The sequence below is a fragment of the Niallia sp. 03133 genome (genome assembly GCF_052663225.1).
Genome location: NZ_JBQTCY010000024.1, coordinates 1 through 16,578 on the forward strand (window position 1 = coordinate 1; position 16,578 = coordinate 16,578).

At 36.1% G+C, this 16,578-nt stretch carries 16 protein-coding genes, 1 tRNA gene, 1 other RNA gene and 1 other annotated feature; of the genes, 5 read left to right on the forward strand and 13 right to left on the reverse strand.

What is annotated here, in order from left to right:
- Positions 1 to 142: 142 nt before the first annotated feature.
- From ACTYBU_RS22165 to tadA, 7 genes are all read right to left on the reverse strand, one after another.
- Positions 143 to 394 carry a pro-sigmaK processing inhibitor BofA family protein gene (locus ACTYBU_RS22165; protein ID WP_445493232.1) on the reverse strand — a complete coding sequence of 84 codons (252 nt, stop codon included), beginning with the start codon at positions 392 to 394 and terminating at the stop codon, positions 143 to 145.
- Positions 395 to 695: 301 nt separating this feature from the next.
- Positions 696 to 911, reverse strand: coding sequence for a YaaL family protein (locus ACTYBU_RS22170; protein ID WP_445493211.1), 216 nt, complete (start codon positions 909 to 911; stop codon positions 696 to 698).
- Between the two features lie 21 nt (positions 912 to 932).
- Positions 933 to 1,529 carry a recombination mediator RecR gene (gene recR / locus ACTYBU_RS22175; RefSeq protein WP_445493213.1) on the reverse strand — a complete coding sequence of 199 codons (597 nt, stop codon included), beginning with the start codon at positions 1,527 to 1,529 and terminating at the stop codon, positions 933 to 935.
- A gap of 11 nt (positions 1,530 to 1,540) precedes the next feature.
- A complete protein-coding gene (locus tag ACTYBU_RS22180) occupies positions 1,541 to 1,861 on the reverse strand; it encodes a YbaB/EbfC family nucleoid-associated protein (protein ID WP_445493215.1) in 321 nt (106 codons plus the stop codon).
- A 92-nt stretch (positions 1,862 to 1,953) separates the two neighbouring features.
- Positions 1,954 to 3,657, reverse strand: coding sequence for a DNA polymerase III subunit gamma/tau (gene dnaX, locus ACTYBU_RS22185; RefSeq protein ID WP_445493216.1), 1,704 nt, complete (start codon positions 3,655 to 3,657; stop codon positions 1,954 to 1,956).
- 143 nt (positions 3,658 to 3,800) lie between these two features.
- An RNA gene (gene ffs, locus ACTYBU_RS22190) (signal recognition particle sRNA large type) lies at positions 3,801 to 4,065 on the reverse strand.
- Between the two features lie 77 nt (positions 4,066 to 4,142).
- Positions 4,143 to 4,643: a tRNA adenosine(34) deaminase TadA gene (gene tadA / locus ACTYBU_RS22195; protein WP_445493234.1), complete on the reverse strand. Its 501-nt coding sequence runs from the start codon at positions 4,641 to 4,643 to the stop codon at positions 4,143 to 4,145.
- Positions 4,644 to 5,121: 478 nt separating this feature from the next.
- Between tadA and ACTYBU_RS22200 the strand changes: the two genes are divergently transcribed.
- From ACTYBU_RS22200 to ACTYBU_RS22215, 4 genes are all read left to right on the forward strand, one after another.
- Complete coding sequence (locus ACTYBU_RS22200) at positions 5,122 to 5,688, forward strand: isochorismatase family cysteine hydrolase (protein WP_445493218.1); 567 nt, start codon at positions 5,122 to 5,124, stop codon at positions 5,686 to 5,688.
- A 37-nt stretch (positions 5,689 to 5,725) separates the two neighbouring features.
- On the forward strand, positions 5,726 to 7,012 hold the full coding sequence (locus ACTYBU_RS22205) for a glycosyl hydrolase family 18 protein (RefSeq protein ID WP_445493220.1): 1,287 nt from the start codon (positions 5,726 to 5,728) through the stop codon (positions 7,010 to 7,012).
- Positions 7,013 to 7,290: 278 nt separating this feature from the next.
- Entirely contained in the window at positions 7,291 to 7,944 is a 654-nt protein-coding gene (locus ACTYBU_RS22210; protein WP_445493222.1) for a deoxynucleoside kinase, read from the forward strand.
- Complete coding sequence (locus tag ACTYBU_RS22215; RefSeq protein ID WP_445493224.1) at positions 7,928 to 8,599, forward strand: deoxynucleoside kinase; 672 nt, start codon at positions 7,928 to 7,930, stop codon at positions 8,597 to 8,599. The genes ACTYBU_RS22210 and ACTYBU_RS22215 overlap by 17 nt, the downstream gene beginning before the upstream one ends.
- A gap of 164 nt (positions 8,600 to 8,763) precedes the next feature.
- Here the strand turns inward: ACTYBU_RS22215 and ACTYBU_RS22220 are convergent.
- The 6 genes from ACTYBU_RS22220 to guaB all read right to left on the reverse strand — a co-directional run bounded on the left by ACTYBU_RS22220 (position 8,764) and on the right by guaB (position 15,243).
- Positions 8,764 to 8,856 (reverse strand) — tRNA-Ser (locus tag ACTYBU_RS22220).
- Between the two features lie 114 nt (positions 8,857 to 8,970).
- A complete protein-coding gene (serS, locus tag ACTYBU_RS22225; protein ID WP_445493225.1) occupies positions 8,971 to 10,251 on the reverse strand; it encodes a serine--tRNA ligase in 1,281 nt (426 codons plus the stop codon).
- 113 nt (positions 10,252 to 10,364) lie between these two features.
- Positions 10,365 to 10,588, reverse strand: a binding site (T-box leader).
- Between the two features lie 61 nt (positions 10,589 to 10,649).
- Entirely contained in the window at positions 10,650 to 11,234 is a 585-nt protein-coding gene (pdxT, locus tag ACTYBU_RS22230; RefSeq protein WP_445493226.1) for a pyridoxal 5'-phosphate synthase glutaminase subunit PdxT, read from the reverse strand.
- Between the two features lie 6 nt (positions 11,235 to 11,240).
- Positions 11,241 to 12,122, reverse strand: a complete 882-nt coding sequence (gene pdxS, locus ACTYBU_RS22235) for a pyridoxal 5'-phosphate synthase lyase subunit PdxS (protein WP_445493227.1) — start codon at positions 12,120 to 12,122, stop codon at positions 11,241 to 11,243.
- A 150-nt stretch (positions 12,123 to 12,272) separates the two neighbouring features.
- The gene (locus ACTYBU_RS22240) at positions 12,273 to 13,595 is read right to left on the reverse strand and encodes a D-alanyl-D-alanine carboxypeptidase family protein (RefSeq protein ID WP_445493236.1); all 1,323 of its coding nucleotides are present in this window, start codon (positions 13,593 to 13,595) and stop codon (positions 12,273 to 12,275) included.
- A gap of 181 nt (positions 13,596 to 13,776) precedes the next feature.
- Positions 13,777 to 15,243: an IMP dehydrogenase gene (guaB, locus tag ACTYBU_RS22245; RefSeq protein WP_445493229.1), complete on the reverse strand. Its 1,467-nt coding sequence runs from the start codon at positions 15,241 to 15,243 to the stop codon at positions 13,777 to 13,779.
- A 113-nt stretch (positions 15,244 to 15,356) separates the two neighbouring features.
- Between guaB and ACTYBU_RS22250 the strand changes: the two genes are divergently transcribed.
- Complete coding sequence (locus ACTYBU_RS22250; protein WP_445493230.1) at positions 15,357 to 16,310, forward strand: YaaC family protein; 954 nt, start codon at positions 15,357 to 15,359, stop codon at positions 16,308 to 16,310.
- The last annotated feature ends 268 nt before the right edge of the window (positions 16,311 to 16,578 follow it).

The following is a 16,578-nucleotide window of genomic DNA, read 5'->3' on the forward strand; positions in this document are numbered from 1 at the left end:
AATAATAACATTTTAACTTTCACATGTCAAATGTTTTTTATTTTTAATTTTCACAACCTCGTTGCGACTTCTAATATACTATCACCTTATATATTTAAAGTCAACAATACAAAAAAAAATCAACTAAAATAAATTAGTCGATTCATAATATATACTTCTGGACGGCAACAAGCGCTATTACACCAGGAATTCCTAATAAACCAGAAACAGTTGAAGTGGTAAAATTTATTGGTATGTGGATACCATACTTATTACCAATCGCATTTAGAAAAAATAAAAAAAGTGCTCCTATGACAATTTTTATAACCCCTTGCCCGACAATTCTCAATGGTTTAATAGGAGTTCCAGCAATAAGCAAAAGAACAATTAGTCCCACGACTATAGAGACAATCATAACAGGGCTCAATTTTACTCATCCTCCCTAAAATAACTTGTACTAATAGATATGTGGCAAAACTATCTAGTAGAACTCCGGAGGAAAAGAAAAACGCAACCGCCTTGTTCATCACCATACAGACTGGCTGATTAAGTACGCAGAAAAAGGAGAATCGACTAACTACGCCACGTCCTGTGACGACGTCGATTGACTTGCATCCTTCGCCCCTGTGGCAACGCCTGCACTTGTATATCCAGTACATCGAAACTAGAGTCTCATCTAAGTTGAAAAATTTTAAACTTTCTTGTCTTTTAACTAATTATCTCAGTGTAACTTTTCTTTCTTTTGCCTCTTTAAAAAGAAAAAAGTATTTTGCTTCTGTTAATCTTGCTGCACATAATACTTCATCAGAAGGATCGAAACTTTTATCTAATAATGACTTTTCGTTTAACCAATCCTGCTTTAGATGTTTAAATTGGACTAATAACTTTTCATCGAACTCTTTTCTTAACTTTCCTTTTCGGCGAAAAAGCATTTGTAAAGGTCCCCCAATATTTTATACTTCTCTTCTTCCTTCTAACGCTTTAGAAAGCGTTACTTCATCAGCATATTCCAAATCTCCGCCAACTGGCAATCCATGAGCAATTCTTGTAATCTTAATGCCTGATGGCTTTAAAAGCCTTGATATATACATGGCAGTGGCCTCTCCTTCAATATTTGGATTGGTGGCCATAATTACTTCCTCAACTTCAGCATCTTGAAGCCGTTTTATCAAGGTTGGAACATTTATATCTTCCGGACCTATTCCATCCATAGGAGAGATTGCTCCATGTAAAACATGATACAACCCTTCGTATTCTTTCATTTTTTCCATCGCGATGACATCTTTAGGATCTTGTACGACACAGATAATTTTTCCATTTCTTCTTTTATCTTCACAAATATAGCAAGGATCTTGGTCTGTTATATGACCACAAACAGAACAATAAGATAAATTCCTTTTAGCATTTACTAATGCTTTGGCGAAATCTAAAACGGTATCCTCTTTCATGTTCAGTACAAAAAAAGCCAGTCGTGCAGCCGTTTTAGGGCCGATGCCTGGCAATTTCATAAAGCTGTCAATTAGCTTTGATATTGGTTCAGGATAATGCATAAACTTCCCTCCTAGAACATTCCAGGAAGATTCATCCCTTTTGTGAATTGTCCCATCGTTGAGTTTGCAAGCTCATCTGCTTTTTTCAATGCATCATTTGTAGCTGCAAGCACAAGATCTTGGAGCATTTCCACATCTTCAGGATCTACAACTTCTTCCTTGATTGTTACTTCAACAATTTCCTTATGGCCAGTAACAATAACAGTCACCATACCGCCGCCAGCAGTACCTTCGATCTTTTTTTCCCCAAGCTCTTCTTGAGCCTCAGCCATTTTTTTCTGCATTTTCTGCATTTGTTTCATCATATTTTGCATATTACCCATTCCTCGCATTTTTACAACCTCCATTAATAATAATTTTATACTATTTGTTAGATACTAGTAATTTCTCCTATTACATATGTTACTATGTGTACCAACATTCCTCACTCTTTTACTTCTAACAATTCCTCGCCGAATAATTTTATTGCTTCTTCTACAATCGGATCCTTTTTTTGTGTTTCCAAATCATTGCCTTCAGTTGTATGAGAATGATGCGAACTGTTAAGAAAGTCTTCTCTTATCTTCAGCCACTGGTCTTCTGGAACTCCTACTATTTTATATCTTTTTCCTATTAGCTGATATAAAGAAGTCGTAATTGTCTCTATAAATTTACCATTATCCAAGGCCATTTGACAGTGAATTTCATATTTAAATTTTATGATAATGGAATCATCTGATGCTGCTACCGGCTCGGCTTCGTTTAATAATGCAGCTTGTGACCGCATTTGATTTTGTACAAGCTTATTTAACATTTCTCCCCAGCTGCTTTTAATATTTTGCAATTCAGGTTTAGTTGCCACTTTAAGAATCTCATTAATTTTTCCCGTCGGAGCTTGAAACCCTTTTCTATTTGTTCTTATTTTCTTTTGGGGAGATGACTCTTCTGCTCTTACACTTACACCTTGTTGTTTTAAGCTTGCAAGTTCTGCTTCAAGACCATCAATTTTATTTATTAAGTTTTGAAGTTCAGGCAGTTCAACCACACTTTCGGATGATCGGGGTCCTTCCAACTGACTTAATCTCACAATTGCCACTTCTAAAAAAATTCTTGGGTGATTAGTCCAACGCATATCCTGCTGTGTTTTGTTCAGCAGATTTATTATTTCGTATATATGCTCTTGGACATATGCTTCTGTCAATTCTTTAAACTCCTCATCCAACAGAACTCTTTCCAGTGATTCTTCGAGATTGGGCGCAGTTTTATATAAAAGCATATCGCGATAAAAGAATATAAAGTCCTCAATAAAGCGACCTGGATCTTTTCCTGCCAGCAATAGCTCTTCTAATGATTGTAACCCACTTATTGTATCTTTTTCAAAAATGGCTTTTGCTAATTTATTTAAAAATCCTTGAGAAACTGCTCCTGTTACCGTTAATGCATCATCAACAGTTACGGAATCTTCACTATAAGAAATAGCTTGGTCTAATAAGCTTAGCGCGTCGCGCATTCCTCCATCAGCAGCTCTTGCAATCATCTGCAATGCTTTTTCTTCACAAGAAATACCAGACTCTTGTACAATTAGGCTCATTCTATTTACAATCGATTGAGCGGTAATCCTCCTGAAATCAAATCGCTGACATCTCGATATAATCGTTAATGGAATTTTATGTGGTTCCGTAGTGGCTAATATAAAGATAACATGTTTAGGGGGTTCCTCTAAAGTTTTTAGCAGTGCATTAAACGCTCCTATTGAAAGCATATGCACTTCATCTACTATATAAACTTTGTACGATACAGAGCTAGGAGCATACTTTACTTTATCTCTAATATCCCGTATTTCCTCTACGCCATTATTGGATGCTGCATCTATTTCAATTACATCCGGAATCGAGCCATCAGTAATACCTTTGCAAGCAGCACATTCATTACATGGTTCAGCTATTGGAGCTCTTTCACAGTTTACTGCTTTTGCCAATATTTTCGCAGCACTCGTTTTCCCCGTTCCTCTTGGACCTGAAAAAAGATATGCATGTGATATTTTTTGTTGAAGAAGGGCATTTTGCAACGTTTTGGTTATATGTTCTTGACCTACAACATCGACAAACTGCTGTGGTCTCCAAACTCGGTATAATGCTTGATAATTCATTCATTCGCCCCCTATCGTTATTCCCATGACTATTATAGCTTATCTATTATCTTTTTTACATATGTGTACTCTTTGGAACAACTCAATATACAAAAAACTCATCCATTAAAATAGGATGAGTTTTATTATGTAATATATAACTGCCGTGCACCTTTCTTCGACTGGCACCCATAAGCGTTACTTAAGCAGTTAGCTCAGTCCAGGTAACCCTGCGGCACATGGGGGTGTCCACTTAATGCTGCTTCCTTCCGGACCTGACATGGTTCATGGATTCCCATTGCGCAGGACCCGGACGTCAACACCACTTACTTTAGGCAGACCCTACAGGATACGAGCCTCAGAAAGGAATTCAGCCTCGCTAGAGCGGATTGCGAGTACAGGGCACCGCTACCTCCCCGCTTAGCACGACAAAATTGATACCATTTTTAAGGTGTCATGTAAGACACATCTATAAGTATACTGATAAGATATCAAAATTGCAACGTTTATCCTTTGTTAATTTTTGTAATTCGTTTTTTCTCTTCCTTCTTGCGAGTTCGCAAATCTCTAAAAAAGTCAGTAAGCAACTGTCCACATTCATCTGCAAGAATGCCTGATACCACCTCACTTTGATGGTTGAATCTGTTATCCTGCAGCAAATTCATAAATGTACCAGCACACCCTCCTTTAGGATCGGCCGCACCATATACTACTTTAGCAACTCTTGAAAGAATGATTGCACCAGAACACATCGCACACGGCTCAAGTGTTACATATAATACAGCATCATCTAATCTCCATGTCCCTGTTTTTTTACATGCTTCATCAATTGCTAATAATTCCGCATGCGCTATTGCCGTCTGCTCTGTTTCCCTTAAATTATGCGCCGATGCAAGAATCTCTCCATTTTTTACAATAACAGCCCCAATAGGCACCTCATAAATAGCCGCTGCCTTTTTTGCTTCCTCAATTGCCAACTGCATATAAAAAGAATGTTCCTTTTCCACTTTCATATAAAACACACCTTAAGTATTCTCATTTATAAAGTGAACCTTTCCATCAGTGGGGGTTTTCTTCATCCCCCACTGATGGTTAGTTGTACTTATCGGACCTTTATGGGAGTTATCCCCCACCTACCTTCCTCGATTTCTCAGCATCTTAAGGCGGGGGTCTTACTGCCCGTTAAGAGTGGGATAAAAATAATTCACTCATTTTTTTCTAAATTATATCCAAACTAATAAGAAAAGCGCAAGCTCCTTGTACATCGACGGACAGACTGGAAGGTCTCCGACTGAGATATAGGAAACACGATGAGTGCAAGCGTTTCGATGTTGAATTATCGTAGGGAGGAGACCTGAAGTACGGTAGTCGACAGGCGTTGGAGCTAGACAATAAGAAAAGCGCATTGTTGAAGAATAGGTACACGTCCGCTCTCCATAAGGCAACGCCATATGGCACAACATTTATATATGAAGCGAGGTACATATGAAAAAACATAATCATGCAGCACTACTTATCATAGATATGATAAATGATTTTAACTTTACTTACGGAAATACCCTTGCAGCAAAAACACTTGAAATCGCAACGAATATTTATTCTTTAAAACAAAAATGCACAAAAGAAAAAATACCTGTTATTTATATTAACGACCATTACAACTTATGGAAGGCAGATTTAGAAAAAATACTTTCTTTTTGCCAAAATGACAAAAATAATGAAATTCTTCAAAGAATAAAACCGACAGATAGAGACTATTTTTTAATTAAGCCAAAACACTCTGCTTTTTATGGAACAGCACTCCATACACTGCTCCAGCAGCTTAATGTCGATACTTTACTGCTCGCTGGCATTGCCGGGAATATATGTGTCCTGTTCACAGCAAACGATGCCTACATGCGTGAATATTCTTTGATAGTACCGGAAAACTGCATTGCTTCTGTAGATAATGAGGATAATCTGTATGCGATAAGAATGATGAAAAATGTGATGGACGCAAAAATATTCACTTATCAGGAAAATACTATCATGTCTACCCTTTTCCCTTCATAAAATGTTTTAAGTGCTTTTAACAGCAGGAGGGAATAAAATGCAAATACATGTGGTACAAAATAATCAAACATTAGCTGGCATCGCCCAAGCATATGGAACAACCGCTGCAGATATTATAGAAGCAAACGATCTTCCTAATGCCGATCGATTAGTGGTTGGGCAGGCATTAGTGATTCCAATAGTAGGAAGCTTTTATTGGGTGCAAGCTGGTGATAGCCTTTGGTCTATTTCCCAAAAATTCCAACTGTCTTCTCAAGAGCTTGCCTCCATAAACAGAATACCTGTTAATCAGCCTTTAAGAATCGGACAGCGCCTATATATTCCACCAAGACCAAAAAGGGCTGCAGAATTCAATGGATATGTAGAGCCTAGAGGATCATCAGTTTCTCCCGTTTTAGAAACAAGCGCACGTGAAGCAGCACCCTATTTAACCTATTTAGCACCATTTAGCTTCCAGGCGCTTCGAGATGGCTCATTGAAAGAGCCCTTATTAAACAACTTCCCTACTATCGCAAAAAACAACAATAATGTTTTAATGATGGTCATAACAAACCAAGAAAACGATCAATTTAGCGATGAATTAGGAAGAATTCTTCTAAATGATCAAACCATTCAAAATAGATTTTTAAATAACATTGTAAATACAGCTAAAAAATATGGTTTTAAAGATATTCATTTTGATTTTGAATATTTAAGACCAGTTGATAAAGAAAGCTATAACGCTTTTCTCAGAAAGGCAAAATCCCGTTTTTCCAAAGAAGGCTGGTTATTATCAACAGCACTCGCTCCAAAAACAAGCGCAGGACAAAAAGGCCGGTGGTATGAAGCACACGATTATAAGGCGCATGGTGAAATTGTCGACTTCGTGGTGATTATGACTTATGAGTGGGGCTACAGTGGAGGACCTGCCATGGCTGTTTCACCCATTGACCCAGTTAGAGACGTTTTAGAATATGCGATTACCGAAATGCCTCCGTCTAAAATTTTGATGGGGCAAAATTTATACGGATATGATTGGACACTTCCTTTTGTCGAAGGAAGTACTGCAAAGGCACTTAGTCCACAAGCCGCTATTCAGCTTGCAAGTGAAAACAACGTACCAATTTTTTATGATCAAAAAGCACAAGCCCCTTACTTTAAATACACGGACAGCAACAATAAACTACATGAAGTTTGGTTTGAAGATGCAAGATCTATTCAAGCAAAATTTAATTTAATAAAAGAGTTGAATATAAGAGGAATGAGCTATTGGAAATTAGGATTATCATTTCCCCAAAATTGGTTATTAATTGTAGACAATTTCCAAGTAACCAAAAGGCCTTAGCACCATTTGATTAAATAGGATGCATTTCTTTTCCTTTCACTAAATTCCGCCTTTTTTCAAATCACAATACATACAAGATCCTATCTTAAGTCAACAGATCCCTTTAATCGATTTCTTTCATCTCAGGAGCTGTCCGAATATCCTAGGGCAGCCTTTCTTTATTTTACAACAGGAAAAAACATACAGGTAGAAAATAAGCATGCATTCTATCCTAAAAAACCTTCTATATGGTAAAATGTCATTTGTGCCATTTTTTCAAAAAGAACGGGGGACATGCAATGAACACTATCCCTTTTATTACTGTAGAAGGAACTATTGGTGTTGGAAAAACATCTTTAGCAAAGTTACTTTCCGACCACTTTCAATACTATTTACTCAAAGAAATAGTAGAGGAGAATCCTTTTTTAGGAAAGTTCTATGACAATATTGAAGAGTGGAGTTTCCAAACGGAAATGTTTTTTTTATGCAATCGCTATAAGCAGTTAAATGATATAAATACCCTTTACCTAAGCAAACAACAGCCAGTTGTCGCAGACTATCATATTTTAAAAAATTTAATATTCGCCAAACGATCTTTGCAAGAAAAAGAGCTTGCGAAATACAGCCGTATTTATGATGTGTTAACAGAAGATCTCCCCACTCCCAATATTATCATCTATTTACACGCCAGTTTAGATACAATAATGGGACGCATCAAAAGGAGAGATAGAGATATTGAAAAGAATATAAGTCCTCTTTACTTGAAACAGCTATCGTCTGATTATAAGCTTGTAATGGAGAATTTCAAAAAACAAAATCCTACTATTCCTGTTTTATCCTTCAACGGAGATAATTTAGACTTTGTAGAGAATAAACAAGACTTAGAAACAATTATTCATACTATTAGACAAACTTTAAATATAGGAGCATATAAACATGAATCTACACAGTAAATACAATATTCCAAGCAATTCTGTCATTACGATTGCTGGAACAGTGGGAGTAGGCAAATCTACTTTAACAAACGCACTTGCTGACGCTCTTCAATTTCGTACATCATTTGAAAAAGTCGATACAAATCCATATTTAGATAAATTTTATCAGGATTTCAGCAGGTGGAGTTTTCATCTACAAATATATTTTCTTGCCGAACGTTTTAAAGAACAAAAAAGAATTTTTGAATATGGTGGGGGATTCATCCAAGATCGATCCATTTATGAGGATACAGGAATATTCGCAAAAATGCATGTTGAAAAAGGAACCATGTCAGAAGTAGATTACGAGACCTATACTAGTTTGTTTGATGCAATGGTTATGTCCCCTTATTTTCCTCATCCCGACCTATTAATTTATTTAGAAGGGTCTTTAGAAGATATTTTGAAGCGCATGGAAAAACGGGGAAGAACAATGGAAAAACAAACGCCAATCCATTATTGGGAGGAAATGCATATTCGCTATGAGAAATGGATCAATTCTTTTTCTGCATGTCCAGTGCTTCGTCTTAATATAAATGAATACGACGCAATGGCAGGAAGCAATTCTATAGAACCAATCTTAGAAAAAATCAGTCATATTGTTAATCAAAAAAAATATATAAAAAAGGCATAAAGTGAACCTTCCATCAGTGGGGGTTTTACTGCCCGTTAAGTGTGGGATAAACTTGAAAGAAGAGGGGACTTAGATCCTCTCTTTTTTATATAATAAAAAAGAGTATACTACATTTGCAGTATGCTCTATATCTTCAACATTTATGCGCAATTTTATTAAAATCATGGAGGAGGAAAGGGGATTCGAACCCCTGCGCGGTTTGACCCGCCTGTCGGTTTTCAAGACCGATCCCTTCAGCCGGACTTGGGTATTCCTCCATCAGACAAAATATAATTTATCATATATAAAAATAAAAGTCAATATAATTTTTCATTATTTTTACGATAAAAAGAGAATCTACCTCCTTTTATCGTAAAAATAGTTTTCCTTGTTTATTTAGGAGCTATTACTTCTTTATTGCCCATATACGGACGAAGTACTGCTGGAATAACCACACTTCCATCTTCTTGTTGATAATTTTCTAAAATAGCTGCAACTGTACGTCCGATCGCTAACCCAGATCCATTTAATGTATGAACATGCTCTGGCTTTCCTTTTGGATCTCTACGGAATCGAATATTTGCACGTCTAGCCTGGAATGCTTCAAAATTACTGCAAGAAGAAATTTCACGATACATATTATAGCTTGGAATCCAAACTTCTACATCGTATTTTTTTGCAGCCGTAAACCCTAAATCACCTGTACACATGCTTAATACACGATATGGCAATTTTAAAAGCTGCAGCACTTTTTCCGCATTTGCAGTCAATCTTTCTAATTCTTCATAAGAATCTTCCGGCTTCGCAAACTTTACTAATTCAACCTTATTAAATTGATGCTGTCTTATTAGCCCTCTTGTATCTCTTCCTGCAGAACCAGCCTCAGAACGGAAATTAGCACTGAATGCTGCATATTTAATCGGCAGCTGCTCTCCATCTAGAATTTCATCACGATGCAAGTTTGTAACAGGCACCTCAGATGTTGGTATTAAAAAGTAATCTTCTTTCTCAATTAAAAAAGCATCCTCTTCAAATTTAGGCAGCTGGCCTGTTCCTGTTAAGCTTGCTCTATTCACTAAAAATGGAGGAATGATTTCCTGATATCCATGCTCTTCTGTATGGAGATCCAGCATAAAGTTAAAAAGTGCTCTTTCCAGTCTTGCGCCTAAACCTTTATAAAAAACAAATCGGCTTCCAGTAACCTTTGCCGCCCTTTCAAAATCAAGCAAATCTAAATCTGTTGCAACATCCCAGTGCGGCTTAGGATCAAAAGAAAACTGTCGAATTTCTCCCCATTTCCTAACTTCCACATTATCATCCTCCGTATCCCCTACTGGAACACTTTCATGTGGAAGATTTGGAATGCCGAGCATAATTGTTTGTAATTTTTCTTCTACAACTCGAAGCTCATCATCAAACCCCTTAATCTTTTCGCCAACTTCTCTCATTTCAACAATGAGAGCCTCTGCATCTTTTTTTTCTCGTTTTAATGCTGCAACTTGCTGTGAAACTTCATTTCGTTTGCTTTTTAACTGCTCTGTATCCACAATTAATTCTCTGCGTCTTTTGTCTAACTCCTCGAAATTTTCCAACTCAGATAAATCTTCGCCTCTATGTTGCAATTGTTGTTTTACCATTTCAAAATTAGCACGGACAAATTTAATATCCAGCATATCGAACCCCTCCTGTTATCGTATCCTATCTACTATGAATAAAAAATACTTTAAACCTTCACATGGAAACATGGCTATTTAATTCCTGAAAACACAAAAAACTCCCATCCCAAAAAAGGGACGAGAGTTACCCGCGTTGCCACCCTAGTTGAAAGTATGCTACTTTCCACCTTAAAGAAAATAACGGTTTTTAGCCGAAAGCAATTACTAACTATATAAATAGCGTTCCAAGCTTTTACTCTAGGATGGATTCACAGGTATTATTCACCGATTCACACCAGCCATCGGCTCTCTTTAAAATAAATCACCTGTTACTATTTCCTATCAACGTAGATATACTATAAAAGTTTTTTTCATCGTACTATAATTATTAACACACTTCAACCATAATATGCAAATTAATTCTTTGCTTCTTTCACCATGTTAATAAAGTAACCCGTTAATCGATGATCATCTGTTAACTCTGGATGGAAGGAGCAGCCAAGAAATTGACCTTCCCTTGCTGCAACAATTCTTTCGTTATGTTTTGCAAGAATTTCTACATTCTCTCCAGCGGAAACAATGTGTGGCGCCCGAATAAATACTGCTGTAAAATCTTCAGCTACACCAGCTATATCGAGATCGGCTTCAAAGCTTTCCTTTTGTCTGCCAAAAGAATTGCGGGCCACTTGTACATCCATTACGCCGATATGAGGTTCATCATAACCCTCAATGGAACTTGCTAACATGATTAAACCTGCACATGTCCCAAACATCGGTTTTCCTGAATGTGCGAACCCCTTTAAAGAATTCATAAAATCATATTTATCAATTAAACGGCGCATTGTTGTACTTTCTCCACCAGGAAGAATTAAACCATCAACTTCGTCCAATTGTTCCTTATATTTAACAACTACTGCGTTTGCTCCATTTGCTTCGATCGCATGAACATGCTCTCTAACGGCACCTTGCAGGCCAAGAACACCAACTGTCACATTTGACATAGTATCTTACCATCCACGTTCTTGCATACGAGATTCTGGAGCAAGACTTGCTATTTCAATACCTTTCATAGCAGTTCCTAAGTTCTTTGAAATCTCAGCAATTAATTTATAATCTTGATAATGTGTTGTTGCTTCTACGATAGCACGAGCAAATTTTGCAGGGTTATCTGATTTAAAGATACCAGAACCAACAAATACTCCGTCTGCTCCTAATTGCATCATAAGCGCTGCATCTGCAGGCGTAGCAACCCCGCCAGCTGCAAAGTTTACAACAGGAAGACGTCCTAATTTTTTAATCTCTAATAATAATTCATATGGCGCACCAAGAAGTTTTGCTTCTGTCATTAACTCATCTTCATTCATGTATGCTACCTTGCGAACTTGTGCATTTACCTTACGAATATGACGAACTGCTTCTACGATATTACCAGTACCAGGTTCACCCTTCGTTCGCAGCATAGCTGCCCCTTCGCCAATACGTCTAGCTGCTTCTCCCAAGTCACGGCATCCGCATACGAACGGTACTGTATAATCATTTTTGTTTAAATGATACTCTTCATCAGCAGGAGTTAATACTTCACTCTCATCGATATAATCAACGCCCATTGCTTCTAAAACTTTCGCTTCTACAATATGGCCAATACGCGCTTTTGCCATAACAGGAATCGTAACAGCATTCATTACTTCCTCCACAATAGTAGGATCTGCCATTCTGGCTACTCCGCCAGCTGCACGAATGTCTGATGGAACTCTTTCTAGAGCCATAACAGCAACTGCTCCAGCTTCTTCTGCAATTTTGGCTTGCTCTGCATTAATAACGTCCATAATAACGCCGCCTTTTTGCATTTCAGCCATTCCACGTTTTACTCGATCAGTACCTGTTTTCAACTTAATTGCCCCCTATAATAGCCTACAGTGTTGTAGATTTAGTATGTTCCAAACATTAAGGAATTTTTCATGGTATGAATAATTAATATCCCTAATGAAAATAAACAATAAAAAAAGGTTCCTGTCAAGACAGGAAACCTTCTTTTATTTTTAAAACCAACCTTTTACTGTTGAAGATACACTTTTCCAAACGTCAGAAAAAAATCCTCCAACCCCTCGCATTGCCAGCACAAACCAATTAGCTTTTTCTACATTATCGGTTGCAACAACCTCTACCGAAGTTATATTTTTTCCATCACTTGTTAAGAAAGGGATGTTTTTCCCATCTTTTGTTTGCAGTGTGATATAGCCTACTTTTTCTCCCTTTTTTACAGGAGCAGTAAGTTCACCTTTGCTATTTAATTTCTTTTCATCTATTACAAGCTTTGTTTGGTATTTATCTTTATCATCATTTTTTATAAGAAGGCTAATTGCTTTGTTGGTGCTGATTTTCACCTTATCCTCTTTCCCTTTTACCACATTAAGTGTTTCTTTCTTTTTTGGGATAAAATGATTTGGAAGAACTTCTTCTTTTTTATAATTATTAAATGCATAATCTAATATCTTTGTTGTTTCAGTAAAACGGGAATTTTTTGTTTTCCCTTTCATAACAACCGTAATATAGCGTTGATCTCCTTTTTTTGCGGTTGATGTAACATTATAGCCTGCGTAATCAGTTGAACCCGTTTTTAGTCCATCCACTCCCTCATATCCAAAAATCAATGAAGGTATTAGCCAGTTGAAGTTTTTATATTCTCTTCCATCTCGGAATTTCAAACTTGCCATTCCAGATGTTTCCAATACTTCTGGGTAATCTTTAACTAACCTGTATGCTAACTTCGCAACAGCTCTTGCAGACATTTGGTTCTCGCTTGTTTCATCGCCAGCAGGATAGTTTCCTAATAAATCAACATTATTTAAACCGGATGAGTTAACAAATTTATAATCTTTTAATCCTAACTCTTCCGCCTTCTTATTCATTACATTAATATAATTTTTTTCCGTTCCTGCAATCAATTCGGCCAAAGCTACCGTAGCTGCATTTCCTGAATGGATAGCCATTGCTTGATATAATTCTTTTACTGTATATTCTTCACCTTCTGTTAATCCAACATTAGACAATTCAGGTGCGCCAGAAAGTCGATGAACATAGTTATTTATTTTTACTTTTTGATCCCAGGTAATCTTACCGTTTTTAATAGATTCAAGAACAATATATTCCGTCATCATCTTTGACATAGAAGCAACGCCCAATAGCTTATCAGCATTTTTTTCATATAATATTTGTCCACTGCTTGCATCTATTAGCATTGCGGCTTCTGATTCAAGACCTAACTCATCTTTTCCTGCTGCTTTTGCTTGTTGTGGTAGACCTGTAGATAATGCCGCCAGCATAAGCAGCATGATCGTAAAATACAGCGCCCACTTCCTCATTTGGTTCAATACTATTACCTCCAAAACTATTATTATAATCTATTAATATTACTATTATTTTTTTGTTAAGAATTTCCCTTGTACAGTTTACCACAAAAATTTCAAAAAAAATAGGCAGTGAACTAGTTCACTGCCTATTAAAAATGAAAGAAATAAAGCAACTATTAATTTAACATATTACTTAAGAAATAGAGTAATTTGGTGCTTCTTTCGTAATTTGTACATCATGTGGATGACTTTCTCTTAAACCTGCCCCAGTCATTCGGATAAATTGAGCATTTTCTCTTAACTCAGACAAGTCTTTCGTACCACAATATCCCATACCTGAACGTATCCCTCCGATAAGTTGGTAGATAGTATCAGATAGTGGTCCTTTATATGGAAGACGCCCTTCTATACCTTCTGGAACAAACTTTTTATTGTCTTCTTGGAAATAACGGTCTTTTGATCCTTTTTCCATCGCTGCAACAGAACCCATTCCTCTGTATACTTTAAATCTGCGTCCTTGGAATATTTCTGTTTCTCCTGGGCTTTCAGAAACACCTGCAAGTAAGCTTCCCAGCATAACAGCATGTCCTCCAGCTGCAAGTGCTTTAACAATATCTCCAGAGTATTTAATCCCACCATCTGCAATAATTGACTTCCCGTGCTTTCTAGCTTCTGTAGCACAATCATAAACAGCTGTTATTTGAGGTACCCCTACACCTGCAACAACCCTTGTTGTACAAATCGATCCTGGCCCAATTCCTACTTTTACAATATCAGCTCCAGCATCTATTAAAGCTTTTGTTCCTTCTGCAGTAGCTACATTTCCTGCGATAATTGTTAAATCAGGGAATGCATTTCGAATTTCTCTTACACCTTCTAACACCCCTTGGGAATGTCCATGAGCGGTATCTAATACTACTACATCTACATTGGATTTAACTAATAATTCTACTCTTTTTAAAGCATCATTCGTTACACCAACTGCCGCGCCCACTAGAAGTCTTCCGTGTGCATCTTTAGCTGAATGAGGAAATTCAATTACTTTTTCGATATCTTTAATTGTTATTAAGCCCTTTAATACACCTTCTTCATCAATTAAAGGCAACTTTTCGATTTTATATTTCTGTAAAATGCTTTCTGCTTCTTCAAGCGTCGTTCCCACTGGAGCCGTTACTAAATTTTCTTTTGTCATTACATCGGAAATTTTAATGGAAAAGTCTTCAATAAAACGAAGGTCACGATTTGTTAAAATACCCACTAATTTTTGTTCATCATCGTTATTAACAATTGGTACACCAGAAATACGGTATTTACCCATTAAATGCTCAGCATCAAAAACCTGATGGTCTGGAGTAAGGAAGAACGGGTCTGATATAACTCCACTTTCAGATCTTTTTACTTTATCTACTTGTTCAGCCTGTTGTTCGATAGACATGTTCTTATGAATAATTCCCAACCCGCCTTGTCTGGCAATTGCAATAGCCATTTCAGCTTCAGTAACAGTATCCATGCCTGCGCTGATTAACGGAATATTCAAGTTTAAATTAGGTGCTAGTTGGACTTTTAAACTAACATCTCGTGGAAGTACTTCCGATTTAGCTGGTATTAATAAAACATCATCAAATGTTAATCCTTCTTTAACAAATTTACTTTCCCACATTTTAACGCCTCCATAAAGTTAAAAATATTATTAGTAGGTTATCAATTGGACAAAATACTGTCAAGGTTAGTTTAATAAGTTTCATTTTTCAAAAAATTCAGGAGGTATATAACATGGTGGAGCGATATAAAGGATGGGATTCATTTAATTGCTTTTTTTCAGCAGAATACACCCAATTTTTTCTAAAAAAATGCTACAAATTACTAAATGTTGAAGATGTAGAGAAAAGGTGCTATCAAAATTGCTATCCTTTTATTTATTTTTTAGAGCAAGGTAAACTCTATTACCAACAAGGGTTAAATTCCCCCTTATCTTTACAGCCGCTTTTAATTTTTTATGGTTTTGTTCATTTAATTAAAGCCTGTCTTCTTACCATTGATCCAGCTTATCCTAATTCTACATCTGTATTAGCCCATGGAGCTTCTACAAGAAAGAGGAAAAAACAGCAATATCGCTTTTTTCAGGATGAAGTAAAAATTCAAAAAAATGGTTTGTTTACTTACATGGCAGAAAAGATGTTTTGTATAAAATCCTTGGACGGAGAAAAAGTAAAAATGGAAAATCTGCTTAAACAAATTCCAGAATTAACAGATCTTTTTCATATCATGGATGGACAGGATTTCTTTTTGCCTGTTGTGTTACATGATACTATAGTTTCTATTCCTGTCCAAATATTAGATACTTATTTTATGAATGCTAATCGTTTTAAACAGTATATAGAGAAAAAGAATCATACACCAATAAAAAACATGGAGCAAACAAAACATTTTATTAAAATGGAATTTTTGGAATCACTTCATTTTCGAGAACCTTTTAAATATAATATAACAAATCGCAATTATTATATTTCGATAACGAAGGAAGAACAATTTCATTTTCCAGAAATACTTAGTCATTATTTGGTGTTATATAATTTGAGCATGATATCCCGGTATGAAATTGAATGGTGGAGTGAGCTTTTAAAAACAACACCAAACCAAGATTATCCTTTTATTGAGAATTTTTTATCCATTTCTATCCAGAAAGGACCTTATTTAATATATAAATTTTTAGAAAAACATATGTAAGATAACGATTAACTCTAAAATTTTTTTATTAAGCATAGCTACTTCCCGATAGTATCTTACTGTAACAAATGCACGATGTTTTATACTATTAGTTGTTATCAAGTAGGAAATAAGCTGTTTTTTCAGCGTTTAATTTATTTAAAAATAATATAACATGCAAAAAATATAAAGCTAACTCTTTTATTTTCTCATTATTTATATCAACAATTCATACCTGTCTTTATCATTTGATTATATGATTATAAAAGGCAAAAAAAAACACCTAATA

What these genes read in the sequence shown, in the direction of transcription:
- ACTYBU_RS22250 (WP_445493230.1), top strand. Translation starts at nt 15,357, where the DNA reads ATGGTGGAGCGATATAAAGGATGGGATTCATTTAATTGCTTTTTTTCA.
- pdxT (WP_445493226.1), bottom strand. Translation starts at nt 11,234, where the DNA reads ATGTCAAATGTGACAGTTGGTGTTCTTGGCCTGCAAGGTGCCGTTAGA.
- ACTYBU_RS22200 (WP_445493218.1), top strand. Translation starts at nt 5,122, where the DNA reads ATGAAAAAACATAATCATGCAGCACTACTTATCATAGATATGATAAAT.
- recR (WP_445493213.1), bottom strand. Translation starts at nt 1,529, where the DNA reads ATGCATTATCCTGAACCAATATCAAAGCTAATTGACAGCTTTATGAAA.
- ACTYBU_RS22205 (WP_445493220.1), top strand. Translation starts at nt 5,726, where the DNA reads ATGCAAATACATGTGGTACAAAATAATCAAACATTAGCTGGCATCGCC.
- dnaX (WP_445493216.1), bottom strand. Translation starts at nt 3,657, where the DNA reads ATGAATTATCAAGCATTATACCGAGTTTGGAGACCACAGCAGTTTGTC.
- ACTYBU_RS22240 (WP_445493236.1), bottom strand. Translation starts at nt 13,595, where the DNA reads ATGAGGAAGTGGGCGCTGTATTTTACGATCATGCTGCTTATGCTGGCG.
- ACTYBU_RS22210 (WP_445493222.1), top strand. Translation starts at nt 7,291, where the DNA reads ATGAACACTATCCCTTTTATTACTGTAGAAGGAACTATTGGTGTTGGA.
- ACTYBU_RS22165 (WP_445493232.1), bottom strand. Translation starts at nt 394, where the DNA reads ATGATTGTCTCTATAGTCGTGGGACTAATTGTTCTTTTGCTTATTGCT.
- serS (WP_445493225.1), bottom strand. Translation starts at nt 10,251, where the DNA reads ATGCTGGATATTAAATTTGTCCGTGCTAATTTTGAAATGGTAAAACAA.
- guaB (WP_445493229.1), bottom strand. Translation starts at nt 15,243, where the DNA reads ATGTGGGAAAGTAAATTTGTTAAAGAAGGATTAACATTTGATGATGTT.
- ACTYBU_RS22170 (WP_445493211.1), bottom strand. Translation starts at nt 911, where the DNA reads ATGCTTTTTCGCCGAAAAGGAAAGTTAAGAAAAGAGTTCGATGAAAAG.
- ACTYBU_RS22215 (WP_445493224.1), top strand. Translation starts at nt 7,928, where the DNA reads ATGAATCTACACAGTAAATACAATATTCCAAGCAATTCTGTCATTACG.
- ACTYBU_RS22180 (WP_445493215.1), bottom strand. Translation starts at nt 1,861, where the DNA reads ATGCGAGGAATGGGTAATATGCAAAATATGATGAAACAAATGCAGAAA.